The sequence below is a fragment of the Aliiroseovarius sp. D2-2 genome, assembly GCF_055809455.1.
Genome location: NZ_CM147913.1, coordinates 179,260 through 203,417, shown reverse-complemented (window position 1 = coordinate 203,417; position 24,158 = coordinate 179,260). Strand labels below are relative to the sequence as shown.

At 55.7% G+C, this 24,158-nt stretch carries 26 protein-coding genes, 2 tRNA genes, 1 pseudogene and 1 riboswitch; of the genes and pseudogenes, 15 read left to right on the top strand and 14 right to left on the bottom strand.

The window, feature by feature from the left end:
* Nucleotides 1-79: 79 nt before the first annotated feature.
* A tRNA-Thr gene (locus tag AC0L6A_RS01000) sits at nt 80-155 on the top strand.
* 63 nt (nt 156-218) lie between these two features.
* Here AC0L6A_RS01000 and AC0L6A_RS00995 read toward each other — a convergent pair.
* Nucleotides 219-1,364 carry a hypothetical protein gene (locus AC0L6A_RS00995; RefSeq protein ID WP_473291620.1) on the bottom strand — a complete coding sequence of 382 codons (1,146 nt, stop codon included), beginning with the start codon at nt 1,362-1,364 and terminating at the stop codon, nt 219-221.
* A 311-nt stretch (nt 1,365-1,675) separates the two neighbouring features.
* On the opposite strand from AC0L6A_RS00995, the gene AC0L6A_RS00990 reads away from it, so the two are divergent.
* Complete coding sequence (locus AC0L6A_RS00990) at nt 1,676-2,386, top strand: glycine zipper 2TM domain-containing protein (RefSeq protein ID WP_473291619.1); 711 nt, start codon at nt 1,676-1,678, stop codon at nt 2,384-2,386.
* Nucleotides 2,383-2,595: a hypothetical protein gene (locus AC0L6A_RS00985; RefSeq protein WP_473291618.1), complete on the top strand. Its 213-nt coding sequence runs from the start codon at nt 2,383-2,385 to the stop codon at nt 2,593-2,595. The genes AC0L6A_RS00990 and AC0L6A_RS00985 overlap by 4 nt, the downstream gene beginning before the upstream one ends.
* Here the strand turns inward: AC0L6A_RS00985 and AC0L6A_RS00980 are convergent.
* Together AC0L6A_RS00980 and AC0L6A_RS00975 are read right to left on the bottom strand one after the other, a co-directional pair.
* Nucleotides 2,576-3,001, bottom strand: a complete 426-nt coding sequence (locus AC0L6A_RS00980; protein ID WP_473291617.1) for a hypothetical protein — start codon at nt 2,999-3,001, stop codon at nt 2,576-2,578. The two genes, AC0L6A_RS00985 and AC0L6A_RS00980, sit on opposite strands and share 20 nt — an antisense overlap.
* 77 nt (nt 3,002-3,078) lie before the next feature.
* Nucleotides 3,079-3,154, bottom strand: a tRNA-Lys gene (locus AC0L6A_RS00975).
* Nucleotides 3,155-3,264: 110 nt separating this feature from the next.
* Between AC0L6A_RS00975 and dapF the strand changes: the two genes are divergently transcribed.
* The 9 genes from dapF (at nt 3,265) to AC0L6A_RS00930 (ending at nt 10,300) form a co-directional block, all read left to right on the top strand.
* Entirely contained in the window at nt 3,265-4,101 is an 837-nt protein-coding gene (dapF, locus tag AC0L6A_RS00970) for a diaminopimelate epimerase (RefSeq protein ID WP_473291615.1), read from the top strand.
* A 1-nt stretch (nt 4,102) separates the two neighbouring features.
* A complete protein-coding gene (mtaB, locus tag AC0L6A_RS00965; protein ID WP_473291614.1) occupies nt 4,103-5,365 on the top strand; it encodes a tRNA (N(6)-L-threonylcarbamoyladenosine(37)-C(2))-methylthiotransferase MtaB in 1,263 nt (420 codons plus the stop codon).
* 34 nt (nt 5,366-5,399) lie between these two features.
* Nucleotides 5,400-6,011: an FMN-binding negative transcriptional regulator gene (locus tag AC0L6A_RS00960; protein WP_473291612.1), complete on the top strand. Its 612-nt coding sequence runs from the start codon at nt 5,400-5,402 to the stop codon at nt 6,009-6,011.
* Nucleotides 6,012-6,149: 138 nt separating this feature from the next.
* A complete protein-coding gene (locus tag AC0L6A_RS00955; RefSeq protein WP_473291611.1) occupies nt 6,150-6,404 on the top strand; it encodes a hypothetical protein in 255 nt (84 codons plus the stop codon).
* A gap of 78 nt (nt 6,405-6,482) precedes the next feature.
* Entirely contained in the window at nt 6,483-6,773 is a 291-nt protein-coding gene (locus AC0L6A_RS00950) for a hypothetical protein (protein WP_473291610.1), read from the top strand.
* Nucleotides 6,774-6,776: 3 nt separating this feature from the next.
* Entirely contained in the window at nt 6,777-7,379 is a 603-nt protein-coding gene (locus AC0L6A_RS00945; protein WP_473291608.1) for a glutathione S-transferase, read from the top strand.
* Nucleotides 7,380-7,596: 217 nt separating this feature from the next.
* Nucleotides 7,597-8,163, top strand: a complete 567-nt coding sequence (gene petA, locus AC0L6A_RS00940; protein WP_473291607.1) for a ubiquinol-cytochrome c reductase iron-sulfur subunit — start codon at nt 7,597-7,599, stop codon at nt 8,161-8,163.
* Between the two features lie 11 nt (nt 8,164-8,174).
* The gene (petB, locus tag AC0L6A_RS00935; protein ID WP_246928593.1) at nt 8,175-9,488 is read left to right on the top strand and encodes a cytochrome b; all 1,314 of its coding nucleotides are present in this window, start codon (nt 8,175-8,177) and stop codon (nt 9,486-9,488) included.
* Nucleotides 9,489-9,502: 14 nt separating this feature from the next.
* Nucleotides 9,503-10,300 (top strand): cytochrome c1, encoded by a 798-nt coding sequence (locus AC0L6A_RS00930; RefSeq protein WP_473291605.1) that lies wholly within the window; start codon nt 9,503-9,505, stop codon nt 10,298-10,300.
* 98 nt (nt 10,301-10,398) lie between these two features.
* Here the strand turns inward: AC0L6A_RS00930 and AC0L6A_RS00925 are convergent, their stop codons facing one another.
* Both AC0L6A_RS00925 and AC0L6A_RS00920 read right to left on the bottom strand, forming a co-directional pair.
* Nucleotides 10,399-11,109 (bottom strand): hypothetical protein, encoded by a 711-nt coding sequence (locus AC0L6A_RS00925; RefSeq protein WP_473291604.1) that lies wholly within the window; start codon nt 11,107-11,109, stop codon nt 10,399-10,401.
* A gap of 275 nt (nt 11,110-11,384) precedes the next feature.
* The gene (locus AC0L6A_RS00920; protein WP_473291602.1) at nt 11,385-11,750 is read right to left on the bottom strand and encodes a hypothetical protein; all 366 of its coding nucleotides are present in this window, start codon (nt 11,748-11,750) and stop codon (nt 11,385-11,387) included.
* 92 nt (nt 11,751-11,842) lie between these two features.
* On the opposite strand from AC0L6A_RS00920, the gene AC0L6A_RS00915 reads away from it, so the two are divergent.
* Nucleotides 11,843-12,424, top strand: a complete 582-nt coding sequence (locus AC0L6A_RS00915) for a TetR/AcrR family transcriptional regulator (protein ID WP_473291601.1) — start codon at nt 11,843-11,845, stop codon at nt 12,422-12,424.
* A 36-nt stretch (nt 12,425-12,460) separates the two neighbouring features.
* Here the strand turns inward: AC0L6A_RS00915 and AC0L6A_RS00910 are convergent, their stop codons facing one another.
* From AC0L6A_RS00910 to AC0L6A_RS00900, 3 genes are read right to left on the bottom strand one after another with little or no spacing between them, the layout of a single operon-like run.
* The gene (locus AC0L6A_RS00910; RefSeq protein WP_473291600.1) at nt 12,461-13,153 is read right to left on the bottom strand and encodes a thiamine ABC transporter ATP-binding protein; all 693 of its coding nucleotides are present in this window, start codon (nt 13,151-13,153) and stop codon (nt 12,461-12,463) included.
* The gene (locus AC0L6A_RS00905; RefSeq protein ID WP_473291598.1) at nt 13,140-14,699 is read right to left on the bottom strand and encodes a thiamine/thiamine pyrophosphate ABC transporter permease ThiP; all 1,560 of its coding nucleotides are present in this window, start codon (nt 14,697-14,699) and stop codon (nt 13,140-13,142) included. The genes AC0L6A_RS00910 and AC0L6A_RS00905 overlap by 14 nt, the downstream gene beginning before the upstream one ends.
* Nucleotides 14,675-15,664 carry a thiamine ABC transporter substrate-binding protein gene (locus AC0L6A_RS00900; RefSeq protein WP_473291597.1) on the bottom strand — a complete coding sequence of 330 codons (990 nt, stop codon included), beginning with the start codon at nt 15,662-15,664 and terminating at the stop codon, nt 14,675-14,677. Before AC0L6A_RS00900 ends, AC0L6A_RS00905 begins: the two co-directional genes overlap by 25 nt.
* A gap of 38 nt (nt 15,665-15,702) precedes the next feature.
* Nucleotides 15,703-15,809: riboswitch (TPP riboswitch) on the bottom strand.
* A gap of 214 nt (nt 15,810-16,023) precedes the next feature.
* Between AC0L6A_RS00900 and AC0L6A_RS00895 the strand changes: the two genes are divergently transcribed.
* Both AC0L6A_RS00895 and aroC read left to right on the top strand, forming a co-directional pair.
* On the top strand, nt 16,024-16,992 hold the full coding sequence (locus AC0L6A_RS00895) for a DMT family transporter (RefSeq protein ID WP_473291595.1): 969 nt from the start codon (nt 16,024-16,026) through the stop codon (nt 16,990-16,992).
* 63 nt (nt 16,993-17,055) lie between these two features.
* A complete protein-coding gene (aroC, locus tag AC0L6A_RS00890; protein WP_473291594.1) occupies nt 17,056-18,165 on the top strand; it encodes a chorismate synthase in 1,110 nt (369 codons plus the stop codon).
* A 33-nt stretch (nt 18,166-18,198) separates the two neighbouring features.
* Here the strand turns inward: aroC and AC0L6A_RS00885 are convergent, their stop codons facing one another.
* From AC0L6A_RS00885 to ade, 6 genes and pseudogenes are all read right to left on the bottom strand, one after another.
* A complete protein-coding gene (locus AC0L6A_RS00885) occupies nt 18,199-18,609 on the bottom strand; it encodes a thioredoxin family protein (RefSeq protein WP_473291592.1) in 411 nt (136 codons plus the stop codon).
* Between the two features lie 12 nt (nt 18,610-18,621).
* Nucleotides 18,622-19,335 carry a cytochrome c biogenesis CcdA family protein gene (locus tag AC0L6A_RS00880; RefSeq protein WP_473291591.1) on the bottom strand — a complete coding sequence of 238 codons (714 nt, stop codon included), beginning with the start codon at nt 19,333-19,335 and terminating at the stop codon, nt 18,622-18,624.
* Between the two features lie 57 nt (nt 19,336-19,392).
* Nucleotides 19,393-20,269, bottom strand: a pseudogene (locus AC0L6A_RS00875) (DMT family transporter).
* Nucleotides 20,270-20,350: 81 nt separating this feature from the next.
* Nucleotides 20,351-20,638, bottom strand: coding sequence for an HU family DNA-binding protein (locus AC0L6A_RS00870; protein WP_246934261.1), 288 nt, complete (start codon nt 20,636-20,638; stop codon nt 20,351-20,353).
* Between the two features lie 186 nt (nt 20,639-20,824).
* Nucleotides 20,825-22,309 carry an AMP nucleosidase gene (locus tag AC0L6A_RS00865; RefSeq protein ID WP_473291589.1) on the bottom strand — a complete coding sequence of 495 codons (1,485 nt, stop codon included), beginning with the start codon at nt 22,307-22,309 and terminating at the stop codon, nt 20,825-20,827.
* Nucleotides 22,309-24,111, bottom strand: coding sequence for an adenine deaminase (gene ade, locus AC0L6A_RS00860; protein WP_473291588.1), 1,803 nt, complete (start codon nt 24,109-24,111; stop codon nt 22,309-22,311). The genes AC0L6A_RS00865 and ade overlap by 1 nt, the downstream gene beginning before the upstream one ends.
* Between the last annotated feature and the right edge of the window lie 47 nt (nt 24,112-24,158).

Here is a 24,158-nt window from a genome sequence, read left to right as displayed (position 1 = left end):
CATTTTTGCTTGCGTAAAGCAAACGGCAGGTCTAAAACCCCCAACGCTGCCGGGCGATATGTCGTTGTGCAGCAAGTGGGCCGCTGTAGCTCATCAGGTAGAGCACATCATTCGTAATGATGGGGTAGTAGGTTCGAGTCCTATCAGCGGCACCACAATTAATCTTCACAACGCGATCTTGATTGTTTGCTGATGATTGAATTGGTGCGGCAAACTTATTAGTTCACCATGATCACATCACCTGCACGCAGGCTTTTTTCTGAATTACCGGTTCGGATCCAGATCTTGTCTCCGCGAATGCGTGATACACGTAGATCGCTCAGCTGTGTGCCTTTGGTAACTTTCACAATCTGACCGTTCTCAAGCGCCAGCAAAGCCCAGACAGCAGTTCGGGTTTGAAAGACTCCAACAACAGAAACACGTTTGCTTCCTGCGACTGAAACGTTGCTGATTTTCAGCGGTTTTGGGGCTACGGCTTCCGGTTTTGGTGCCTCTGGCTTCTCTGCCACGACGGGCTGTTCAACCACGACAGGACGAGCTGGTCGAGGTTGTGGTCTCAGGGTGTATGTCGCCAACTTAGGCGCGGCTAGCTCCGGCTGAATGGCTTCGTCCGATTGCACAGCTTCTTCAGGTTTTGCTGTAACCACTTCTTCCGTGATTGCGGTTTCGGGTTCGGACAAAGCAGCTTCTTTTTGAGCTGGCAGAAGATCTAGAAATACATCAGGAAACAGTGTTTCAGAGCTTGTAGGGCCTAATGATGCAAGTTTCGGCCCAGCAAGTGGATAATCAACCACATGTTCTTTTGTTCCCAGAAGTCCAAGAAGGTCTGCTCGGTCTGCTGTGTCTATGAACAGAAGCTCAGACAAAAGCACATCGGCTGCCGCCGACCGTTTGTCAGACAGGCGGGATTCGATTTCGCGCACGACAGGTGGAGCGATCTGAAGGCCACCCAATGACGCGAGAATTTCGGGTGCGTCTACAGGGCGGGTGTTCTTCCAACCCGTACTACGGGCGATTGGATTGAAATCAGGTGTCAGGTTTGGTGCGGTGGTCGAAATCAAAGGTGCAGATAGCCCGTTCGACACATCAACCAAAGTTGCAGGCTCGACCAAGTTTACATACTCGACTTCGACTTTAATTGGCTGTTCGGGCACCGTAGGTTCAGGCTGAACGTCGGCAACAACCGGTAGGCTCTCAGTCTCTTCTGTTGGTGTAAATGCCGTGTAGTTGTGTGTTGTTGACAGATCGGCATTGGGCAAGATCATGTTAGACGCAGCGATAGCCACGGTCAGGAACAGACAACCTGCACCAGCAAATACAGAAAAAACCGAGATCGGAACGTATCTCGTATCAGAAATTTCCATCAGCAATACCCACAAACCGGCAACAACATACTCAACTCCAATTCGCACTAGAATGTACGAAAAGGCATACTGGCAGCAATTCCACTACAGTTCGTTACTACAGCGCAATTACGTCAGAATTTGACATAGAATGAGGCGAAACTGGGTGGAATTCAACGATATAGCCCTGTTTTCAAGCAAGATTTATGTCATGTGTGACATTCAAATGTGTCTGCTGGGGAACAGAATGCTTGTGTTTTTCCACTGATTCCGTATGTCAGTGTGAAGGCATTTTGCTGGACGTAATAAATATTAGATAGGGTATCTTGGGGATGAACTACCTGCCAACTTTAAGTCTTGCGGGAGCTGCGGTGACATTGATGCTGAGCGGCTGCGTAAGCAATGAAAGCGCGAACAGCCAAACGGACGTGGTCGCCGAAGCCGTGCCAGAGGCAAGCGCAAACACAAGCCCGGTGCAATATCATGCGGTGGAAGATGCACAGGAACTGATTAGCGCACGCGCTGGTGATTACGAAAAGCTGACACGCGATGCCCGCCAAAAAGGGGCAATTGGTGGGGCTTTGCGCGGCGCACTTCTTGGTTTGATTATTGATTCTGACCCGGCGTTGATCGTAGGTGGCGCTGTAGTCGGCGGCATGATCGGAGCTGAAAGCGGTAACAAAGTCGCTTCGAACCTGATTTTGGAACATAAGAACTATCTGATCCGCCGTTGGTCGCTGGAACAGGTTCTGGATTCGGTGCGGACTGACAGCAAGAACACACGCTTTGATCTGATCTTGTCGAACAAGATGATCGATGCGTCCAAGAATGCTCCGGCCCAATCGGTCGATGCTAAGGCCGTGGCGCAGCTTGATGAGTTCAAGAACCATGCCGTTTCGCGTGCACTGGCGCTGAAAGAGATCCTGCCGATCTACGACGAACAGCCGACAGCACAGAAACAGTTGGAGCAAGAGCTGCAGACCCAGCTTGCAATGATTTCCGAGTTTAACAAGAACCTGCTTCTGCTGGAGGCGCACACATGACCACGCCACGTCTTATGAATGCAGTTATGGCTGGGGCCGTTTTGATAACAGCCGCTGCTTGCACACCGACCCAAACGCTGGAAGACCCCTGTGCCGCAGCGGATCGCCCGGTAACGTTGGCAAACCTTCTTGAGAACAGTTTTGCCAGCGCCTACGAGGCCTGCTTGGCCGAAGTTCGCGATGAAGCTGTTAAGGAATTGGAGAACTAAGGTGCGCAACAAGATCATCATGATCGGGTTTTGCGCTGCCCTTTCTGCCTGCAGCGCAAAAAACATGCCCCACAACACCAATGGTGATTGTGCTGAGGGGACATGTGAGGTGACCCGCGCAGATGTTTCGGATCGTCACTGGTTGTACCAATGGTACTACTTCCTGGCTTTCCCGTTCATCGGCAGCGCTTCCTGATCCCAAACCAAACTGGCGAATAGTTTGTACAGGCAGAGCGAAGGCTCTGCCTGTTCCTTTTTGGCGGATTGATCTGGTGTTTTGATAAACCTGTACTTTCGCAAGCGATACATCTGTCGCCAATACGAGATGCTTGGCTTCTATCCATTCGGGGAAGGAAGCCAAAGTTGCCGCGAAACAACATTCGAATCTCAGTCCCGCTGCTTGCATATAGCTTCCTGCAAATGGACAAACGAAAGCCGCGCACAATGGCGCGGCTCGTAACATCTTGATATTTAAGATGAAAGTGGTGAGCCGTGATGGGTTCGAACCATCGACCTACTGATTAAAAGTCAGTTGCTCTACCAACTGAGCTAACGGCCCACACTGTGTGCGCGGTGACTAAAGCGAGGTGCGGGCGGGGTCAACCCCATTTTCGAATGAATCTGCACGATCTCTGGCAAAAGTTTTCCCAAGGGCTTATATCGCGGCACATGGCTGATGCTGACACAGATATGAATGCCCTCGACTTCATGAAATGGCATGGGGCGGGCAATGACTTCGTGATGATCGATTCACGAGGGCGGGATGCTGTTGTGACTCGTGAACTGGCTGCTGGGCTGGGGGATCGCAATCGCGGCGTTGGCTTTGATCAACTGGCCGAGATTCGAAGCTCGGATGTGGCAGATGTCGATCTGGATTTTTGGAACAGCGATGGCAGTCGGGCTGGGGCCTGTGGAAACGCAACGCGCTGTGTTGCGCGGTACATCATGGATCAGACGGGCAAGGATGCATTGACGATCCGCACCGCGCGCGGCGTTTTGGAGGCACGCGCAGACGGCAATCTGGTGGCCGTGAATATGGGGCAACCTCAGCTTACGTGGGACGAGGTGCCTCTGTCGCAGGATGTGGACCTGCAGCACCTGCCGCTGGACGGGGATCCTGTCGCTGTTGGCATGGGCAACCCGCATTGTGTGTTCTTCGTGAATGACGCCGAAGCGGTGGATGTGGCCGGCATTGGTCCGCGGTTCGAAACTGATCCTTTGTTCCCCAAAGCCGCTAATGTTGAATTTGCCGAGATTCGTGGACGAGATGAGATTCGCATGCGTGTTTGGGAACGTGGCACCGGAATCACTCTGGCCTGTGGGTCGGGCGCTTGTGCGACCGCTGTGGCGGCCTTTCAGCGTGGCCTCACCGACAAGCGTGTTCGGATGGAGCTGGATGGCGGGTGGCTGACGCTGGATTGGCGCGAGGATGGCGTCTGGATGACCGGCCCCACCGCATTTGTTTATAGTGGCCAGCTGACGCAAGCCTTCCTGAAGGGGCTGTAAGATGTCTGCGAAAACTCCTGTCTTTGCGACGCTTGGCTGTCGCCTAAACGCCTATGAAACTGAGGCAATGAAACGTTTGGCTGAAGAAGCCGGCGTTGAGGGCGCTGTGGTGGTGAACACCTGCGCCGTGACGGCCGAAGCCGTGCGCAAAGCGCGTCAGGAAATCCGTAAGCTGCGTCGCGAAAACCCTGACGCCAAAGTGATTGTCACTGGCTGCGCAGCTCAAACCGAGCCCGAGACCTTCACCGCGATGGACGAAGTTGATGCGGTCATCGGTAATCACGAGAAGATGTCGCCCGAAACATGGGCGGGGCTTGCCCCCGACCTGATCGGCGAGACCGAGCGCGTCCAGGTCAATGACATCATGTCGGTGACTGAAACGGCCAGCCATCTGATCGATGGGTTCGGTACGCGGTCCCGCGCTTATGTGCAGGTTCAAAACGGCTGCGACCACCGCTGCACGTTCTGCATTATTCCTTACGGCCGTGGAAACTCGCGGTCCGTTCCTGCGGGCGTCGTGGTCGATCAAATCAAGCGCCTTGTGGATCGCGGCTTCAACGAGGTCGTGCTGACCGGCGTTGACCTGACCAGTTGGGGGGCTGACCTTCCGGGCGAACCGCGTCTGGGCGATTTGGTCATGCGCATTCTGCGTCTGGTGCCGGACCTACCGCGCCTTCGGATCAGCTCGATCGATTCGATCGAGGCGGATGAGAACCTGATGCTGGCGATTGCGTCGGAGCCACGCCTGATGCCTCATCTTCACCTCAGCCTCCAGCATGGGGATGATCTGATCCTAAAGCGTATGGCGCGCCGCCATCTGCGTGATGATGCAATCGCGTTTTGTGAAGAGGCGCGCAAATTGCGCCCCGGTATCACCTTTGGCGCAGACATTATTGCGGGCTTCCCGACCGAAACCGATGCGCATTTTGAAAATAGCCTAAAGCTGGTCGAAGACTGCGATCTGACATGGCTGCACGTCTTCCCCTATTCCAAACGGGAAGGTACTCCCGCTGCGAAGATCCCCAACAAAGTAAATGGCAACGTGATCAAAGAACGTGCGGCGCGGCTTCGCGCGGCTGGTGACGCCCAGGTCTCGCGCCATTTGTCGGAGCATGTGGGGCGTGAACATCGGGTTCTCATGGAAAACCCAACAATGGGCCGTACCGAATTCTTTGCGGAAGTCGTTTTTGATGAGCCGCAGGATGAGGGCGCGCTGATCACGGCCACTCCAAACCGCATCGTAGACAAGCAGCTGATTGTCTGATCATCTCCGAGGCAGAATTGCCCGAGGATGAGACATGCACCCCAACAAAGCCTTTCGCGGCGCGGAGCAGGCAGCGAATATCAGTTTCGCGCAGGCGCGTGCATTCGGCACGCTTTGCGTGACAACGGATGAGGCTTTGCTGTCTCACATCCCGTTTCTTTTGTCAGATGATGGCAAGTTGGCTGAGTTCCACCTGGTCCGCTCCAACCCCATCGCGCGACTGAAACAGGTGACACAGGCTGTTATCGCCGTGACCGGCCCGGATGGTTATGTCTCGCCCGACTGGTATGGTGCTGACGATCAGGTGCCCACTTGGAACTATGTCGCTGTGCACCTGCGCGGGCGTTTGGTTCCACTTGAACAATCTGCGCTTCACGACATTTTGGTGCGTCAGGCTGCGGTTTACGAGGCGCGGATCAAAGGCAAAGCCCCGTGGACGTTCGACAAGATGTCATCTGAGGCAATAACCAAAATGGAGCGCATGATTGTTCCAATGCGTCTTGAGATCGAAAGAATTGACGGAACTTGGAAACTGGGTCAGAACAAAGCGGATGCGGTGCGGAATGCTGCTGCTGAACAGATGCATGCTGGCATTGGGCAAGAGCTTGCCGAAATAGCAAAACTGATGAATGAACCGCCCGCCTAGGTTGAAAGACTCACGTTACACCCTATCTAGCTATAGGAATGGGTGGAGGTATTCTTGAATCACAACAGAATCAAAAGCGACGCATATCTTGCACGCCATGCGCGGCGGAGTGCTTCCAATGAGGCTTTTCTGTTTTGGATGCTTTCTTGGGGTATTTTCACTGCGGTCAGTTTTCCAATCCGTTGGGAGCTTGGGTTGACGGTAATCTCGATACCCATGGCTGTTGTGAACAGCTTTGCTCTCAGCAGTCTGGTCGGCATATTTTGGTATGCTCGAGCGAAACGAGATATTGACGGCGCACGCGCCCTGCAAAATGAGCGCCGGATCGAGATGACGGCGAAGATGCGTCAGGAGCATCTTGAGAAGCTTAAGTCTGACTCTGGCGACAAATAGCTTCAATCAATGCGGATCCCCCTGCATAAGTGGACATAGCGCCCCTGCATCCCTACATTTCTATGTAAGGAGGATTTTATGGCTTTACCGCTTGCCCCAATCGCCGTTGTTGCGCTGCGCTATGGCGCTGTTGCTTTAACCACCTATGCCATCGCGCGTTCAGTTGAACGTGGTCGGCGTGATCAGCGTGTTGAAGATGCGTTGGATGAGGCCCCAGAAGGGCTGACCGCGCGGCGTGAGAAAGCCGCTGACAGCGAGCAAGTCAATGCGACTGCCCGGATGCGCAGGGTGATCCGTCTTGGGGAAAACGGACCTGGGATCGAAGTTGACGCCGTGGGCCTGACCCGCATCCGCTTTCGGAGGGTTTAACCCATGCAGTTGATATCGGCCAACCCGTCGCCATTTGCCCGCAAGGTGCGGGTCTTGATCCATGAAACAGATCAACAGGACGATATCGAACGCATTGACGTTATGTCTTCGCCGACTGCTCCGCACCCAACGGTGACGGCCGCCAACCCGCTTTCCAAGATCCCGGCGCTGATCCGCCCGGATGGCCCGACGCTTTACGATAGCAGGGTGGTTACGCGTTATCTGGATGATCGTGCCGGAGGGAAGCTTTATCCCGAGGCACGCATTTGGGAGGTTCTGACGCTTGAGGCGACAGCAGACGCGATCATGGATGCCGGTGTGCTGATGGTCTACGAAAACCGCTGCCGCCCTGAAGATATGCAGTTTGGCGGTTGGATGGATGCTCAATGGGGCAAGATCGAAGGGGCGCTGGACGCGCTGAACACCCGTTGGATGAGCCACCTCTCCGGACCGCTCGATATGGGTCAAATCGCTGTCGGCTGCGCGCTGGGCTATTTGGACTTCCGCCACGACGACCGAAACTGGCGCACAGGGCGTGATGCTCTGGACGACTGGTTTGCCGTGTTTTGTGAGCGCGAAAGCATGAAAGCGACGAAGCCAGCGTGAGTCGCCCATTTCGTTAAAACCAGTTGCGATTACCGGGCAAAATATGCTGCGGGCGCTAACAACCGTGATCAAACCCTTGAAAACCACCCCCTGCGCTCTAATGACTTCTGGACTGAGGGCGTTTCGTTAGATAAACAGCCGCGAAACGGACCGCTTTCGCCAGCGGTCCTCAGTCGTGTCGGTTGCCATATTGCAACCTAGCTAGGGAGATGCGCTCGTGTCACACGCCGACGACCACGAAGGAACCCGCCGGGATTTCCTTTATTATGCGACCGGTGGCGCCGCAGCCGTAACGGCTGGTGCTGCTGTATGGCCGCTCGTCAATCAAATGAACCCCTCTGCCGATGTTCGGGCGCTTAGCTCGATCCGCGTTGATATTGCTGACGTTGCCGTCGGCAGCCAGATCACCGTGAAATGGCTGGGTAAGCCGGTGTTCATTCGCCGCCGTACCGCAGAAGAAATCGAACTGGCCCGTGCGGACAACACCGCCGACAACCTGATCGACGCTTTTGCGCGCAACGACAACCGTTCGGCGGATCTGTCGGCTGACGATGAAAATCGTGCCATGGACGAAACTGGCGAATGGCTGGTGATGATGGGTGTGTGTACACACCTTGGCTGTGTGCCCTTGGGCGACGGCGCTGGCGAGTTTGGCGGCTGGTATTGCCCCTGCCACGGTTCGCACTACGACACCTCGGGCCGTATCCGCAAAGGTCCGGCACCTGAAAACCTGCCCGTTCCCGTCGCCGAGTTTGTCGACGAAACAACGATCAAACTGGGCTAAGGGAGGCTTACATGTCTGGAATTCCTCACGACCATTACGAGCCCAAGTCGGGCTTTGAAAAGTGGCTGGACGAACGTCTGCCCATCGTTGGCCTTGCTTATGGCACGCTGATGATCCCCACACCGAAGAACCTGAACTGGTGGTGGATCTGGGGCATCGTTCTTGCCTTCTGCCTGGTCATGCAAATTGTAACCGGCATTATCCTGGTGATGCATTACACCCCGCATGTTGATCTGGCCTTCGCGTCGATCGAACACATCATGCGCGATGTAAACGGCGGTCATATGATCCGCTACATCCACATGAACGGCGCGTCGCTGTTCTTCCTGGCTGTGTACATCCACATCTTCCGTGGCCTGTTCTACGGGTCGTATAAGGCGCCCCGCGAAATCACGTGGATCGTCGGCATGATCATCTATCTTCTGATGATGGCCACGGGCTTCATGGGCTACGTTCTGCCTTGGGGTCAAATGTCCTTCTGGGGTGCTACGGTTATCACCGGCCTGTTCGGTGCGATCCCGTTCATTGGCGAGCCGCTGCAGACCTTCCTTCTGGGCGGACCTGCTGTGGACAACGCCACGCTGAACCGCTTCTTCTCGCTGCACTATCTGCTGCCCTTCGTGATCGCCGCGCTTGTCGCCGTTCACATCTGGGCTTTCCACACCACGGGCAACAACAACCCGACTGGTGTTGAAGTGCGCCGTGGTTCGAAAGAAGAAGTCAAGAAAGACACCCTGCCGTTCTGGCCCTACTTCGTGATCAAAGACTTGTTCGCGCTGGGCCTGATCCTGATCGGTTTCTTCGCAATTGTCGGCTTCATGCCCAACTATCTGGGTCACCCTGACAACTACATCGAGGCAAACGCTCTGGCGACGCCCGCACACATCGTTCCGGAATGGTACTTCCTGCCGTTCTACGCGATCTTGCGTGCGTTCACTGCTGATGTTTGGGCCGTTCAAGCGGTCAGCTTCATCACCGGTGGTATCATCGACGCGAAGTTCTTCGGCGTGCTGGCCATGTTCGGCGCCATCATCGTGATGGCTCTGGCACCGTGGCTGGACACATCGTCGGTTCGCTCGGGTCAGTATCGTCCGGCCTTCAAATGGTGGTATCGCCTGCTTCTGATCGACTTCGTCGTTCTGATGTGGGTGGGTGCACGTGACACGAACTTCCCGCATGACTGGATTTCGCTGATCGGTGCCACTTATTGGTTCGCATACTTCCTTGTTATCCTGCCGCTTCTGGGTCTGTTCGAGAAACCGACCACACCCCCGGCAACGATCGAGGAAGACTTCAACGCCCACTATCCCGGCGCAGCCGAGTGAGAGGATCGAGAACAATGATCAAACAACTCACAGCATCCGCAGTAATCGCGCTTGGTCTTATCACCGGAACAGCTCAGGCTGCCGGTGACGGGGGTCACGTCCATGACGTCGACTTCTCGTTCGAAGGACCGTTTGGCAAATACGACAAGGAACAGCTGCGTCGCGGCCTGAAAGTGTACACCGAGGTCTGTTCGGCCTGTCACGGTCTGCGCTACGTCCCGCTGCGTACCCTGTCAGACAAAGGTGGTCCCGAGTACACTCAGGACGAAGTGCGCGCTTATGCAGCCGAAAACTTCACCATCTTCGATCCGGAACTGGATGACGACCGCGCTCGCGTGCCGGCTGACTTCTTCCCGACCGTATCGGGTGAAGGCATGGGTCCTGACCTGTCGCTGATGGCCAAAGCCCGCGCTGGCTTTCACGGTCCTGCAGGCACCGGTCTGAACCAGCTTGTCAAAGGCATGGGTGGCGCTGAATACATCGCGGCATTCCTGACCAGCTTTAACGGTGAAGAACAGGAAGTTGCAGGCCAGTACCTGAACGGAAACGACGTTTTCCCGGGCGGCTGGACATCAATGCCTCCGCAGCTGGAAGATGGTTCCGTCGACTATGACGACGGTCACAACAATTCGGCCCACCACTTGGCCGAAGACGTTGCAGCCTTCCTGATGTGGACTGCCGAGCCCAACATGATGGCCCGCAAACAGACCGGCTTTGTTGCCGTGCTGATGCTGGTCCTCCTGACCTCGCTTCTGTATCTGACCAACAAGAAGCTTTGGGCCCCGCACAAAGGCAAAAAATTTGACGCGTAAGTGTTGGGTTTGATGGAATAGAAAAGGGCGCCTTAGGGCGCCCTTTTTTGATGAAGGTTCGTAGTCGGCGGTTCCCATCTAGTTGATGAGAAGCTGGATTATTCAGCCCGCTCAACGCGCATGGCAGATCGCAGCTTTGCAAGGTGTTTTTCTGACAAAGCAGGCCACTCATCTACATGATCACCCCCTGATCTAAGATCACGGCTGGAAAATCCCGTCGGTGAAAGGTCATCTAAGAAAACGATCAACATCTCGCTCCTGCGATCTTCTGTCGGCAAGTGCACAAGCCGCGCATAAGCAGAGTTCTTTGGCGCGGGAAAACCCTTTTTTGCCAAAAACTTGCGGGACATATAACCATCGGATCCTGGGCGACCATATTTGAATATTGGATGTTGAAGTCTTGCTGATGTATCTGTGAAGAAATCATATGGCCCAAACTGTTCCCGTAAAGGAGAGCCTGAATAATCATACTGCCAATCGATGTCTGCACGAACGCTTTCGAACTGCACGAAGATCGCACTTTCTGTGCCGCCGTCTGCGTTCGGTTTGGCAAACATATGTTGCTCAACATCCATGTTGCCGTAGAGGACAAATTTTTGCCCACCAAGATATTGGAACTCTGGGGTAAAGCTGATTTTTACATCTGGGTTAAGCGGATAATGTAATGCGCCATCTACAAACGACCCAGCTAGGTTCTCAAACACTGGATCAGTGGTTTTTCGACCGTGATCGTTTGCGTAAACGTATGCGCCATATCCCAAGACCCCTAGAAGCAAAGCGACAATAGGGGTCAGAATTTTCCGTTTCATAGCATTTCCTTCTTAAAGTGATGAGTAATTAAAAATTTAATGTCACACGAGGTTGCTAAGGAGAGATATGAATGGCTCCAAACGAGTTCAAGGAAGGACGCGTTGGGTATAATGGAACAGAAAAGGGCGCTTTGGGGCGCTCTTTTCTGTTCAGTTGATAGTAGGGAAGTGTCAGCACTGCGGGACCATGCGGGCCTCTAAGTGGTACGTCTTTAGACCGATTTGGATGCTAGTTCACCGATATCTTCACCAGCCTGAAATGAAGAACCTGCGCTTCAAGCTGACTGACGCGCAAACGCTTGTCGTACAATCGGGACGATGAGCGCGATGATCGCGATCTGGGCGGTTATGACTGCAGGCCAGACGAGGTTGATTGCAGGATCAAAGTACTTCTGAGGGCCGTAGGATATCGCCGCCAATAAGCACGCGAAAATTATGAAAGCATTGCCACTGCGCCCTTCCCCCCGAAAAACAAGCGCTGCGAAAGCGGCACATAGTGATGCACCGATCACTGGCGCCATTCCCCCGAATGGAATGACTTCCGGTGGGTGGGGCGGGATTTTGAACAACAACGCCATCAGCATCGTAAGTTGCAAAATGATCAATGCACCAAGTGCTGCGGTATGGGTTTCGGTATGCATAGTGTCCTCGATTCTATGCGTACACTAATGTACGCTTGCAACTGACGTAAACTTTTGTACGGTGTTCGTCAAGCCATCAGAGGAGTTCGACTTTGGAACAAAGTGAACGTGCGGAAAGAATTGAGGCCGCTGCGTATAAGATACTGGATGAAAAAGGGTTCAAGGGTGCGTCTATGCTGGCCATTGCGAAAGCGGCCAAGGCGTCGAACGAAACCCTTTATAAGTGGTATGGCGACAAGACGGGTCTTTTCGCAGCCATGATTAGGAACAATGCATTTGTCATCGTCGACGAGCTTGAGAAAGCGCAAGCGACAGGTCACACAGGAAAAACTGCATTGCGCGCGGTTGGTCGGGCGCTTTTGACTATGGTGACCTCGGACAAGGCGGTAGCACTTAACAGAGCAGCTGCTGGCGACATCTCTGGCAAGCTCGGCAAGATCTTGGCGGAAGAAGGCCGTGACCGCGTGGTTCCGATAGTCGCGAAGTTGCTAAGGGAAGCGTTAGGCACCGAAACTTACATAAACGAACTTACAAATTGCTATCTTTCTCTTCTGATCGGGGACCTGCAGATCAGACGCGCGACAGGTGCAATGGGACCGTTGGATAAGGCTGAGATCGAGGACCGTGCCGACAGGGCGCTTCAACTAACCGAACTGATTTATCCCGCGTCGTGACCCCCTTCATGATTGCATTGGAGGCCGGCAAATCATTCACCCGCCCAAATACTCCCGCATCACTTCCGGCGGGTTCGCGAACATTTCATCCGTCACGACGGGAGCATGCGCGACACCTTCCGCCACCAGGACCACCTGATCGCATAATACACGAGCGTCTTTGGGGTCGTGGCTGACCATCAGAAGGGTTGCGCCGGTCTCATCCAGCAGCTCGCGGACCAAATCCAGCATCTCAGCTTTCAATGCGGGGCCAAGGGCTCCGAAGGGTTCATCCAGCAACAGCACTGGGCGATCGCGTAGCAACACGCGGGCCAGCGCCACACGGGCGATCTGACCTCCGGACAGCTGCGCGGGTTTGCGGTCTTCCATGCTCTCCAACCCAACGCGGGTCAGGGCTTGGGTGACGCGGGCGTGATCCTCGGTGGTCAAACGAAGGTTGGGGCGCAGACCAAGGCCTACGTTTTGCGCGACGGTCAGATGCGGGAACAGGTTGTTGTCCTGAAACACCATGCTGATCGGGCGCGCGGCGGGGTCGTTCGGCATTGCGTCACCATTCCAGCGGACCGTACCTGCGGTCAGCGGTTGGAACCCTGCAATGGCTGCCAGAAGCGTCGACTTTCCAGCGCCGGAGGGACCAAGAACCGCGACACGCGTGCCTTCGGCAATTGTCAGGTCGCCAGCGAGGTGAAACTCCCCAAGCTCGATACGCATGTTTTCAACGGTCAGCATTTACGCGACCTCCTTTATCGAAGACCCAGAACAGCGCCAAGGAAATGGCCAGAAGCAGCAGCGCGGCAGCGGCGGCATCCTCCATCCTATAGGCGGTCATCAGGCGGTAGAGCTGTAAGGGCAAAGTAGCATTTGATCCGTCTGCAAACATGGCGATGACACCAAGGTCGCCCATCGACAAAGCTGCCGCCAGCCCCAGCGCAAAGCCCATCGGGCGGCGTAAGCGCGGTAGCCAAAGGTGGCGCAAGCGCGCCATGCCGGTCATTCCAAGCCCATCCGCCAGCTTACCATAATCCCGCTCGATCGCGGTCAGGGCAGGCACGAGCGCGCGTAGTGTGAACGGCAGGCTCATGGCCGCGTTCACCAAAGCGGTGATGGGTAGCGCGAGGTCTGATGGCTTCACAAAGGGAAACACAATGATGAACAGCCCGGTGCCAATCACCAAAGGTGACGCAGCGATGGTCAGGTACCCGATGCTTTCGACCAGTCGCGATGAGCTACGTACCGCGAAGGCCGCGATGGGCAAGGACAGCGCAAGCGTCGCTGCGGCTGAAATAAGTGCGACCATGACGGAACGGGCGGCGGCCGAGAATACCTCGGCCGGTAGGGTCAGAAGGCGTGGTAACCCGTCCAGCACAACCATGGTTAAGGGCAGAATCAGGAATAGGCTTGCCAGCAGGATCGCTGTGACGTCCTGCACGCGCAACAGGCGGGTGTCGTCCCATCGGGTGATGGCGCGGTCCAACCCTGTGCCCATATCGCCGGGGATCGCCACACGAAGGGCCAGAAGGGCTGCGGTTGCGCCAAGGGTGAACTGCAAAAGCGCCAGAAGGGCGGCGCGGCCAAGATCGAAATCAAAGCGGAAAGCCTCGTAGATCGCCAACTCCACGGTGGTGGCTTTAGGGCCGCCGCCAAGGGCAAGAGCCACCGCAAAGGAGGTTAGGCAGATCAGGAAGATCACAAGGAAGGCGCCGGGCAAGACCTCGCGCAGCATCGGGCGTTCTAGCGTGCGGGAGATGTCGGATGGTCCCATGCCAAGCGATGCAGCAAGGCGGAAGCGTTCGGATGGGATCGCAAGCCAGCCTTGCAGGATCAGACGCGTTGCCAGTGGAAGGTTAAAGAATACATGGGCAAGGATCACGCCGTGATATCCGTAGACCGAGATCGGCTCGAGCCCGAAAATGCCAAGCAACTGGCTGATCAATCCAGTGCGGCCAAAGACAGCGATAAGACCAAGGATTGCAACGATCACTGGCAGGATGAAGGGCGCACCTAGAAGGGTGATCAGGAAAGATCGGCCCGGAAAACTGCGACGCGCCAATGCGCGGGCGACGGGGATTGCAAGGATGACGCTGAGGGCAGCGGACAGAAGCGCCTGCCAAAGTGTGAAGCGCAGCGCGGCCCAATCAGCCGGGCCAAGGCCCGCGCCGCCCTCGGCCCGCATCGCCACAGCGATGAGCGTGCCAAGGGTCAGGCAGACCACCACCCCAAGCGCCAAAGCGCCAAGGATGGTGGTGCGGTTTATTTGGTGGACGCGGCGAGCCATTCGTCCAAAGCCGGTTTGCGGATCGCTTCGGCCTCTTCTTCGCTAAAGACCAGTGCTTTTGCAGGCACGGGCAGGTTCGCAAACCCTTCATGCAGCTTGTCGGCGGCCAATTTTGACGGGAAGGACCAGTTCGAGGTCGCGATGCCCGACTGGAACTCTTCGCTCAGCACGTAGGCCATGAAGGCATCAGCCAGCTCGGGCTTGTCGGTGTTTGCGATTTTGCCAACCAAGTCCACATACAGATAGTGGCCTTCGTCAAAGATTGCCGCCGATTTGGTCAGATCCTCTTCTGCGATGATGTGATATGCGGGCGAGGTGACGTAGGACAGAACCATGTCGGCTTCGCCATCGGTGAACATGCCGTAGGCTTCCGACCAGCCTTTGGTGACGGTCAGGATTTTCGGGGTCAGCTTGGCCCAAGCCTCACCCGCCTTGTCGCCGTAGATCGATTTGATCCAAAGCAGCAGTGCTAAGCCCGAGATCGAGCTGCGCGGGTCCTGAATGACGATCTTGGTGTCGTCTGGCATCGCCAGCAGCGCGTCAAAGCTGGTCGGCGCGTCCGTGATCTTGGAGTTGTCATAGATGAAGGCGGTGTAGCTGTAGTCGAACGGCACGAAAGTGTCGTCGGTCCAGTCCACAGGCAGGGTCAAACCACTGACGTCCAACCCATGCGGGGCGAACAGGCCGGACGCACGGGCGCGGGCGGTGACGTCGGTGTTCAGGCCGATGACGACGTCTGCTTCGGTGCGCTCGCCTTCTAGCATCAGGCGCGGCATCACATCGCCGGTCACGAATTCCAGATCGCAATTGCACTGGGCTTCAAAGCCCGCCTCAATCGAGGGGCCGGGGCCCCACTCGGATGCGAAATAGTCAGGAGCATAAACTTGCAGCACGGGTTTATCCGCTGCGGTGGCCGCGGTTGCGGTCAGTGCAAGTCCTGCGACAAATGAAAGGGCTGTCTTCATTGGGTCCTCCATATGCGCCGAACGGATGGGGGCATTTGGGACATCCAAATTACCTTCCCTCCGCCGGTGTTAGCCGGTTCAGGTTCTACGGGTCCGCGCGCGAGCGCATCTCAGCTGTGTTGCCACAGCACCCCGAGGTGCCCCGTTCGTGCACAATGCGCGAAGGATTGGCAAGCAGATTTGAACGGCTGGCTTACACGGGTGGGGTCAGGTCAGCGCAAGTATATGAAAAGTTTATCAATTTACCCTAAGACCTGTTTCCCGAATTCGTAGGGCCAAAAAGCATAGCGGCCATGCTCTTGACCAAAAGGTAACAATCGGCAATGTGAACGCTAACACCCATAGTATCGGAGCCGGCCATGTCGGACACATCACAAACACCCCTTCGCGGGCTTGGTTTTGCCTTTGCAGCCTTTGGACTTTTCGCCACGCATGACGCCGTGATTAAGGTGCTGGGCGCAAACTTTGCTGTCTTCCAGATCATCTTTTTTGCGATGCTGTTTGCCTTTGTGCCAATGGCCGTGATGATGCTGGCAGATCGACAGGTCGACAATTTCCGACCACATCACCCGTGGCTGATCCTGATCCGGGCCACCACTTCGGTCATCGCGATGTCATCCGCCTTTTATGCCTTCACCGTTCTGACATTGGCCGAGGTTTATGCGCTTTTGTTTGCGACCCCTCTGTTGATCACAGCGATGGCTGCATGGCTTTTGGGGGAACCTGTGCGTGCGCAACGCTGGGCAGCAGTGGTTGTCGGACTTGTCGGAGTTCTGATTGTTCTAAGGCCGGGGGTGACAGTTATTACTTTCGGCCATGTCTGTGCGTTGATCGCCGCGTTCTGTTCCGCCCTTGGGTCGGTCATTATGCGGAAAATTGGCGGGGAAGAACGGACTGCCGTGATGATCCTTTACCCTATGCTGTCTTCCATTGTGGTCATGGGTTTGATCTTGCCCTTCGTCTATGTCCCCATGCAGATTACGGATCTGGGGCTGGTCGCCAGTGTTGGTGTTATGTCGGTCTTCGCTCAGATGATGATCATCGCCGCCTATCGCGCTGCCCCTGCGGCTGTAGTTGCACCAACGCAATACAGTCAGATCCTTTGGGCGACGGCTTTTGGTGCCCTGTTTTTCGACGAGCTTCCAGACATGTGGGTTGGCGTTGGCGCATCCGTAATCATCGCTTCGGGTGTGTTCATCGTTTGGCGTGAAAGCCGTCCGTCGGTCTCTGTCCGCAGCCCGATCTTGCGCAACCCGAACCCGCGTTATGATGCTGGTCCGTCACCGAAGCCGAAACATCGCAGGCGTGAACAAAGCCAATCGTCATGAACTGGGGCGCTTTCCTTTCGCATTAGCCTTCGCTATCACGCTTTGGAATGAAGGAGCGCCCTTATGTCTATGAACAGCTTTGGTCATATCTTCCGCGTCACCACTTGGGGTGAAAGCCACGGGCCTGCCTTGGGCGCGACGGTTGATGGGTGCCCTCCGGGTGTGCCGCTGGAAGCAGAGATGATTCAAGTGTGGTTGGACAAGCGCCGCCCCGGTCAGAACAAGAACACCACCCAACGCAATGAGCTTGATCAGGTGCGTATTCTGTCGGGCGTATACGATGGTCAGACCACAGGCACGCCGATCCAGCTGATGATCGAAAACACCGATCAGCGATCCAAAGATTATGGCGAGATCGAAAAGACATTCCGTCCGGGTCACGCCGACATCACCTATTGGCAGAAATACGGCATCCGCGATCCGCGCGGTGGCGGCCGGTCTTCGGCCCGTGAAACTGCGGCACGTGTTGCTGCGGGTGGGGTTGCTCGCGAAGCGCTAAAGGCGCTGGTTCCGGGGCTTGAGATCAAGGGCTACATGACCCAGATGGGCGAGAAGCATCTGGATCGCGAAAAGTTCGATTGGGATGCGATTGATGGCAATGCCTTTTGGCTGCCCGATGCCAGCGCGGTGCAGGAATGGGAAGACTATCTGCAACGTTTGCGCACCAAGGAAAGCGATTCGGTTGGTGCCGCGGTCGAGGTTGTCGTGCGTGGCGCGCCTGCAGGTCTGGGTGCACCGATTTATGCCAAGTTAGACACTGATTTGGCTGCTGCGATGATGTCGATCAACGCCGTAAAAGGCGTTGAGATCGGCGAGGGCATGGCCGCCGCCGGTCTGCGTGGAACCCAGAATGCGGATGAGATTTTTCTTGGAAATGACGGCGAGCCTGTTTTCTCGTCCAACCATGCGGGCGGCATTCTTGGCGGCATTTCATCCGGTCAGGATATCGTGGTTCGATTTGCAGTGAAGCCGACAAGCTCGATCCTGACACCGCGCCAGTCTATCACCAAAACCGGTGAGGCGATCGAGGTTGTTACCAAAGGTCGTCACGACCCCTGTGTCGGTATTCGCGCCGTGCCTGTGGGCGAGGCGATGGCAGCCTGCGTTATGCTTGACCACTTGATGCTGCATCGCGCCCAAATTGGCGAAGGTCCACGTGGTGAAATCGGCTAAGGCGTAACCTCAGCCGATTTCGCGTGTTCGACCTTAAGCCGAAGCAGCGTTAAGTGCTGTGTCCATCAGGGCTTTGATATCCGCCTTGGATGTGCCGGCGACAATGCGACCAAGCTCTTCCTCACCCTTTAGGACAACCAACGTTGATCGGCGTGGGATGCGCAGGGACTTGGTGAGCTCTGACTTGCCGTGTTTGTCCCAATCAACATCAATGAACGTGATCGCATCGTCGTAAGCTGGGTTCTCGGCCTTCAGGGCGTTGATCACACGCTCTTGTGCGGCGCATGTTGAACACCAGCTGGCTTTGAAATCCAGAAACACTATTTCACCGTTTTCCAGTGCTTTAGAGACTAATCCAGGTGCGTAATCCATCGCGCCAGCGCGGGCTAAGGCTGGGGCAAGGGACACTGCGGCGGTTAAGGAAAGAAAGTCGCGTCTGTTCATGTTGGTCTCCGTTCAAAGGGATACTGAGAAGTCATTGAGCCATGCAGGCAGGATCTGAACAGCCCAGGCTTCAAGTGTGTGATGAAAACGGAACAGAATCATGATCCCGACCGTCAGGAATATTGCGCCCATGATAGGGCGAGATTTCTGCGCAATCTGCCGCATTAGAGCCTGTCTGCGCATGATTGCAGCCCGTGCGCCATAGCCAAGCGCGATGATGATTGTGGACACACCAAGTGCGAAAGCGATCATGATGGCCGCAGCCCAAGGGATCGACTTGCCTTGCGATGCCAACGAGATTGCACCGCCAAGGGTTGGGCCGATGCAGGGGCTCCAGACCGCGCCCAAAAGGATGCCGCCAAGGAACTGACCAGACAGGCCATTTCGGTTCACGTCATCCAGCGTCGTGTCCGCCTGTGCAGAAACACCTGCAGTCGCAGTGGCAAAGCGTTCTGACAGGACCGGGGTCATCAGAATTAGGCCAAATCCGATCATCAGGATTGCACCAGCGCGGGCGACCATGTCTTCGGTCAGACCAATTGTATAACCCAGCACGGTGACAAGCAGACCCAGCGTTACAAAGGATACGCTCATCCCAGCGGCTACGGCCAACGGTCCAAACCGGCTGGCCTGCAAAGCGGTCGCCAATACAATGGGCAGCACCGGCAAAACGCAGGGGTTGATCAGAGTCAGAAGCCCCGCAAGGTATCCAAAGACAAGTTCCATGTTGGGAATGTCCGGGAAATTGCCGCGAAAGTCATCTCACGAAGCAGGCGCGCTGCTTCACGTCTCTGTGGGGTTTTGTTTCGATAGTTGCACCGCCAAAATGCCGACGGCGATGATTGCGACGCCGATGAAGTCCATCAGGCTCAGGGCCTCTCCCAACAAAAGCCAGGCTATTGCGACGCCGAAAAACGGGTTCAGGAAGTGAAACGTTGCGGCTTTAATCGCACCGATCCGGCCGACCAACGCGAACCAAATCCACGTGGCAATCAATCCGGGGACAAGCACTGTGTATGTGAAGGCCAATCCGAGCTTCAGGCTTGGAGTAAATGACGGGCTTTCCAAGAAAAGCGCTGCGATGAACAAAGCGCCCGCACCGACAAACATCTGCAAGCCGACGATCATCATAAGGTTTCCGCCGGAAGATGCTGTGCGCACCGAAAGGGTTGCTGCGGTCAGAGCGCCTGCTGCGATGAAACACAACAACATTCCTGTCAGATCAACCCCACCGGACAGGCGTGATCCCATGATCAGGGTCACCCCGACAACACCTGCCAACAGGCCAGCAACTGCCAAAGGGCGCAGCCGATCACCAAGCAGCGTCCAACCTGCGAACGCGACCATCAACGGCATTGTGGACGCGATGATTGATGCAAGCCCGGCCTCGACCCACTGCATGGCGACGAAGTTCAGCCCAAGGTAAAGCGCGTTTTGGCAGATTCCCGAAGATGATCACCGCGCGCCATTGATTTCGGGTAAGTGACCAGCTTTGCCCAAGGGCGCGTGCGATGATCACACCCAACAGGCCCGAGATCAGGAACCGCAGAGACAGTGAATACAAAGGGGGCGCATCGGACACGATAATGCGGGCCGATGTGAAGGCAGAGCTCCACATCAAAGCAAAACCCAATCCCATGAAAATCGCGCGCAGGTCCATGTGGTCTCCAAATGAAAAGGGCCGCCAATCTGGCGACCCTTTCCGAATTCTGGCAGCGGGGCAAGGCCCCTTGTGACCAGATCAGCCGTTCACGCTGTCTTTCAGCGCTTTGGCGATGGTCATTTTCACGACCTTGTCGGCTTCTTTCTGGATCTGCTCGCCGGTGGCGGGGTTGCGCACCATGCGTGCCGGACGCTCGCGGCAGTAGATTTTACCAACGCCAGGCAGGGTCACAGCACCACCGCCCGAAACTTCTTTGGTGATGATGTTGATGATACCTTCCAGGGCACCAGTTGCGGACTTCTTGTCCGAACCCATTTCTTCTGCCAGAGCGGCAACCAGTTGGGTCTTAGTCATCGGTTTCGACATGTATAACACTCCTCACAATTGCCCATTTGTTGGGCTTCATTGCGGGCATTTAACTGTATGTAGCGGTACGACACAATCGTTTGTTGGCCCGTTTTCCCTAGGAAATAGCGCTTTTTCGCCAAAAAATAGCGTGGTTGACCCTGCGTCAGGTCGGAAATTACCGCCAAAGGGCTATTCTGCCCCTGTTTAGAGGAAGGCAGTTTCCTCGAAACTTCTAAGTTTACGACTGTGAATCCGCTCGATTGGCATGTCTCGTAAGGACTCCATTGCGTGAATTCCGATCTGCAAATGACGTGCCACCTGCGTCTTGTAGAAATCTGACGCCATGCCGGGCAGCTTAAGCTCGCCGTGCAGTGGTTTGTCCGAGACACAAAGCAATGTGCCATAGGGCACGCGGAACCGAAAACCATTGGCGGCGATCGTCGCGCTTTCCATATCCAATGCAATGGCGCGGGATTGGCTTAGGCGTTGAACCGGCCCGCGCTGATCGCGCAGTTCCCAGTTCCGGTTGTCCAAAGTCGCAACGGTGCCCGTCCGCATAATGCGCTTCAATTCGAACCCTTCGTATTCGGTGACTTTTGCCACGGCTTGTTCAAGCGCAATCTGGATTTCGGCAAGTGGAGGGATTGGCACCCAGATCGGAAGATCGTCATCCAGAACCCCGTCTTCGCGAAGATAGGCATGGGCCAGAACGAAGTCGCCCAATCGCTGGCTGTTGCGAAGCCCGGCACAATGCCCAACCATCAGCCATGCATGGGGGCGCAAGACCGCAATATGGTCGGTCGCTGTTTTCGCGTTGGACGGACCAACACCAATGTTCACCAAAGTGATCCCCGATCCGTCTGGTCTGGTCAGGTGATAACTGGGCATCTGTGGAAGCTTCGGCGGAACTGGTAAATCTTCGTCCGCGTTGGTGATCCGATGATAGCCGGGCCCCACAAAAGAGTCGTACCCACTGTTCGGATCGGCCAACATCTTGCGGGCGTATGCCTCAAACTCTTCTACGTAGAACTGATAGTTCGTGAACAGCACGTGGTTCTGAAAATCCTCAGGCATCGTCGCCGTATAATGTGACAGACGGGCCAGTGAATAATCCACGCGTTGAGCAGTGAACGGCGCCAGAGAGTTCGCGCCGCTTTCATCGGGTTTGGCCACACCATTTACAATGTCGTCATTGGTGGTCGACAAATCGGGCACATCGAAGACATCACGCAGCGGATAGGTCATCGCCCCTTCTTGTGGCACCGAAATATCAGGATTGCGCGAAACGGCGAAATGCACCGGAATGGGTGTGGTTGAGTAACCCACCTGAACGGGTACGCTGTGGTTATCCATCAACAGGCCAATTTGCTGGATCAAATAACCCTCGAAAAGATCCGGGCGGGTGATTGTGCTGGCATAATTGCCGGGCGCTGAGACATGGCCGAAGCTTAAACGGCTATCGGTTTGTGCATGGCTGGTCGTGGTCAGGCGAATTTCTGGATAGAACGCGCGAAACCGCGTCGGCGGTTGTTCACCGGTCGCATTCTGCTCAAACGCGTCGCACAAAAAGGCACATGCATCATCATAGAGCGTTTTAAGACGCTCAACGGCCGATTCAGGATCGGTGAAAACTTCGTAAGAGCCGTTTCCGGGGCTTACGACAGGGATCGAGGGTGCACTTGGGGTCATCAATTATCCTTCAACAAATCGGTCAGTTCGAATTTCGTCACATCCACCAACCCCAGATCAGAGATGCGTAACTCTGGGATGACGACCAGCGCTAAAAAGCTGTGCTGGATTGATGCATTGTTCAGTGTGCAGCCGCAGGCCTCCATTGCATCAATGATGCCTTTGGCTTTCTCGGCCACCTCGGTGGCGGGTTCGTCAGACATCAGGCCCGCGACGGGCAGTTTAACCAAGGCAAGTTCTTTTCCGTCTTGATAGACACACATACCGCCGCCGACTTCAGCCAGCCGGTTGGCCGCCAGCGCCATGTCATCGTGCGATGTACCGACCACAATCATGTGGTGGCTGTCATGCGCTACGGTCGAGGCCATGGCCATCTGGCCTTTATATCCAAACCCATTTACGAACCCGTTCACCACGCCGCCCGTGCCTTTGTGTCGTTCGACAAGAGCAACCTGTGCGACGTCCTGCGCTTCATCCGTCTGCACGACGCCGTCAGAGACGCCGAGGTCTCGGATCAGCGCTTTTGTGGGGGCTTGGTTTTCAACGATGCCAATCACTTTGGCGGTCACCGAATTTGCGCCTTCCGGGGCTTTTACGATGAAGTTATCAGGCACAATGGTTTTGCCCAGATGCATGGTTGCCTTTGCGTGGTCGGGCCAGTCCAGATGCGGACAATCGACGGAGATCTTTCCGCCCTCAGCTACACTGACACCACGCGCGAAAACGCGACTAATCGGAAGGGATGTCAAATCGTCAGTGAAGATCAAATCAGCACGTCTTCCGGGTGTAATAGAGCCTAATTCACGCTCTAACCCGAAATGAGTGGCCGTGTTAATCGTCGCCATCTGCAACGCGATTAATGGATCGCATCCATAGCTGATCGCATAACGCAATGCGCGGTTCACATGGCCTTCTTCAACCAAGGTGCCTGAATGGCAATCATCGGTACAGATGATGAAGTTGCGTGGATCCATGCCCTTTTCGGTCACGGCTGTGATCTGTTTTTCAACATCAAACCAAGCAGACCCAAGTCGCATCATGGAGCGCATCCCCTGACGCACTCGGGCAATGGCATCGTCTTCACACGTGCCTTCATGGTCATCAGCCGGGCCACCCGCCACATAGGCGTGGAAATTCGGGCCCAGATCGGGGCTGGCATAGTGCCCGCCTATGGTCTTTCCGGCGCACTGGGTGGCGGCCATTTCGGCCAGCATCTTCGGATCACCGTTGATCACGCCGGGGAAGTTCATCATCTCGCCCAGCCCGATGATACCGGGCCATGTCATCGCCTCGGCCACATCTTCTGGGGTGATTTCAAAGCCAGTGGTCTCCAACCCCGGCGCAGAGGGCGCGCAGGACGGCATCTGCATATAGATGCTAACAGGCTGGATTAGAGCCTCATCGTGCATCAAACGCACGCCTTCAAGTCCCAGCACATTCGCGATCTCATGCGGGTCGGTGAACATCGTGGTGGTACCGTGTGGAATGACAGCGCGCGCAAACTCGGCCGGGGTCAGCATGCCGCTTTCGATATGCATATGCCCATCGCAAAGGCCGGGGATCAGGTATTGGCCTGCGGCGTCGATCACCTGCGTTTCAGGGCCGATACAGTGGCTGGCATCCGGGCCAACATAGGCAAACCGCCCATCGGCCATCGCAACCTGCCAATCCAGCACCTCGCGGGTGTGGACATTCACGACGCGGCCGCCCTGAATGACGGTGTCAGCAGCCTCGCGTCCAGCTGCGACTGCAATCAAACGCGCCGCGCTTTCAGGCCATGTTTTGAAAGTTGGGTTTTCCATGAACCAATTGTTCTGAAATCCGATGTTAGCGCAACCCCAAAACGCGC

What these genes read in the sequence shown, in the direction of transcription:
- AC0L6A_RS00990 (WP_473291619.1), top strand. Translation starts at nt 1,676, where the DNA reads ATGAACTACCTGCCAACTTTAAGTCTTGCGGGAGCTGCGGTGACATTG.
- AC0L6A_RS00895 (WP_473291595.1), top strand. Translation starts at nt 16,024, where the DNA reads ATGTCGGACACATCACAAACACCCCTTCGCGGGCTTGGTTTTGCCTTT.
- AC0L6A_RS00880 (WP_473291591.1), bottom strand. Translation starts at nt 19,335, where the DNA reads ATGGAACTTGTCTTTGGATACCTTGCGGGGCTTCTGACTCTGATCAAC.
- AC0L6A_RS00960 (WP_473291612.1), top strand. Translation starts at nt 5,400, where the DNA reads ATGCACCCCAACAAAGCCTTTCGCGGCGCGGAGCAGGCAGCGAATATC.
- AC0L6A_RS00980 (WP_473291617.1), bottom strand. Translation starts at nt 3,001, where the DNA reads ATGCAAGCAGCGGGACTGAGATTCGAATGTTGTTTCGCGGCAACTTTG.
- dapF (WP_473291615.1), top strand. Translation starts at nt 3,265, where the DNA reads ATGGCTGATGCTGACACAGATATGAATGCCCTCGACTTCATGAAATGG.
- ade (WP_473291588.1), bottom strand. Translation starts at nt 24,111, where the DNA reads ATGGAAAACCCAACTTTCAAAACATGGCCTGAAAGCGCGGCGCGTTTG.
- AC0L6A_RS00910 (WP_473291600.1), bottom strand. Translation starts at nt 13,153, where the DNA reads ATGCTGACCGTTGAAAACATGCGTATCGAGCTTGGGGAGTTTCACCTC.
- AC0L6A_RS00950 (WP_473291610.1), top strand. Translation starts at nt 6,483, where the DNA reads ATGGCTTTACCGCTTGCCCCAATCGCCGTTGTTGCGCTGCGCTATGGC.
- petB (WP_246928593.1), top strand. Translation starts at nt 8,175, where the DNA reads ATGTCTGGAATTCCTCACGACCATTACGAGCCCAAGTCGGGCTTTGAA.
- AC0L6A_RS00930 (WP_473291605.1), top strand. Translation starts at nt 9,503, where the DNA reads ATGATCAAACAACTCACAGCATCCGCAGTAATCGCGCTTGGTCTTATC.
- AC0L6A_RS00905 (WP_473291598.1), bottom strand. Translation starts at nt 14,699, where the DNA reads ATGGCTCGCCGCGTCCACCAAATAAACCGCACCACCATCCTTGGCGCT.
- AC0L6A_RS00925 (WP_473291604.1), bottom strand. Translation starts at nt 11,109, where the DNA reads ATGAAACGGAAAATTCTGACCCCTATTGTCGCTTTGCTTCTAGGGGTC.
- AC0L6A_RS00900 (WP_473291597.1), bottom strand. Translation starts at nt 15,664, where the DNA reads ATGAAGACAGCCCTTTCATTTGTCGCAGGACTTGCACTGACCGCAACC.
- aroC (WP_473291594.1), top strand. Translation starts at nt 17,056, where the DNA reads ATGTCTATGAACAGCTTTGGTCATATCTTCCGCGTCACCACTTGGGGT.
- AC0L6A_RS00920 (WP_473291602.1), bottom strand. Translation starts at nt 11,750, where the DNA reads ATGCATACCGAAACCCATACCGCAGCACTTGGTGCATTGATCATTTTG.
- AC0L6A_RS00945 (WP_473291608.1), top strand. Translation starts at nt 6,777, where the DNA reads ATGCAGTTGATATCGGCCAACCCGTCGCCATTTGCCCGCAAGGTGCGG.
- AC0L6A_RS00985 (WP_473291618.1), top strand. Translation starts at nt 2,383, where the DNA reads ATGACCACGCCACGTCTTATGAATGCAGTTATGGCTGGGGCCGTTTTG.
- AC0L6A_RS00955 (WP_473291611.1), top strand. Translation starts at nt 6,150, where the DNA reads ATGCTTTCTTGGGGTATTTTCACTGCGGTCAGTTTTCCAATCCGTTGG.
- AC0L6A_RS00995 (WP_473291620.1), bottom strand. Translation starts at nt 1,364, where the DNA reads ATGGAAATTTCTGATACGAGATACGTTCCGATCTCGGTTTTTTCTGTA.
- AC0L6A_RS00870 (WP_246934261.1), bottom strand. Translation starts at nt 20,638, where the DNA reads ATGTCGAAACCGATGACTAAGACCCAACTGGTTGCCGCTCTGGCAGAA.
- AC0L6A_RS00885 (WP_473291592.1), bottom strand. Translation starts at nt 18,609, where the DNA reads ATGAACAGACGCGACTTTCTTTCCTTAACCGCCGCAGTGTCCCTTGCC.
- mtaB (WP_473291614.1), top strand. Translation starts at nt 4,103, where the DNA reads ATGTCTGCGAAAACTCCTGTCTTTGCGACGCTTGGCTGTCGCCTAAAC.
- AC0L6A_RS00865 (WP_473291589.1), bottom strand. Translation starts at nt 22,309, where the DNA reads ATGACCCCAAGTGCACCCTCGATCCCTGTCGTAAGCCCCGGAAACGGC.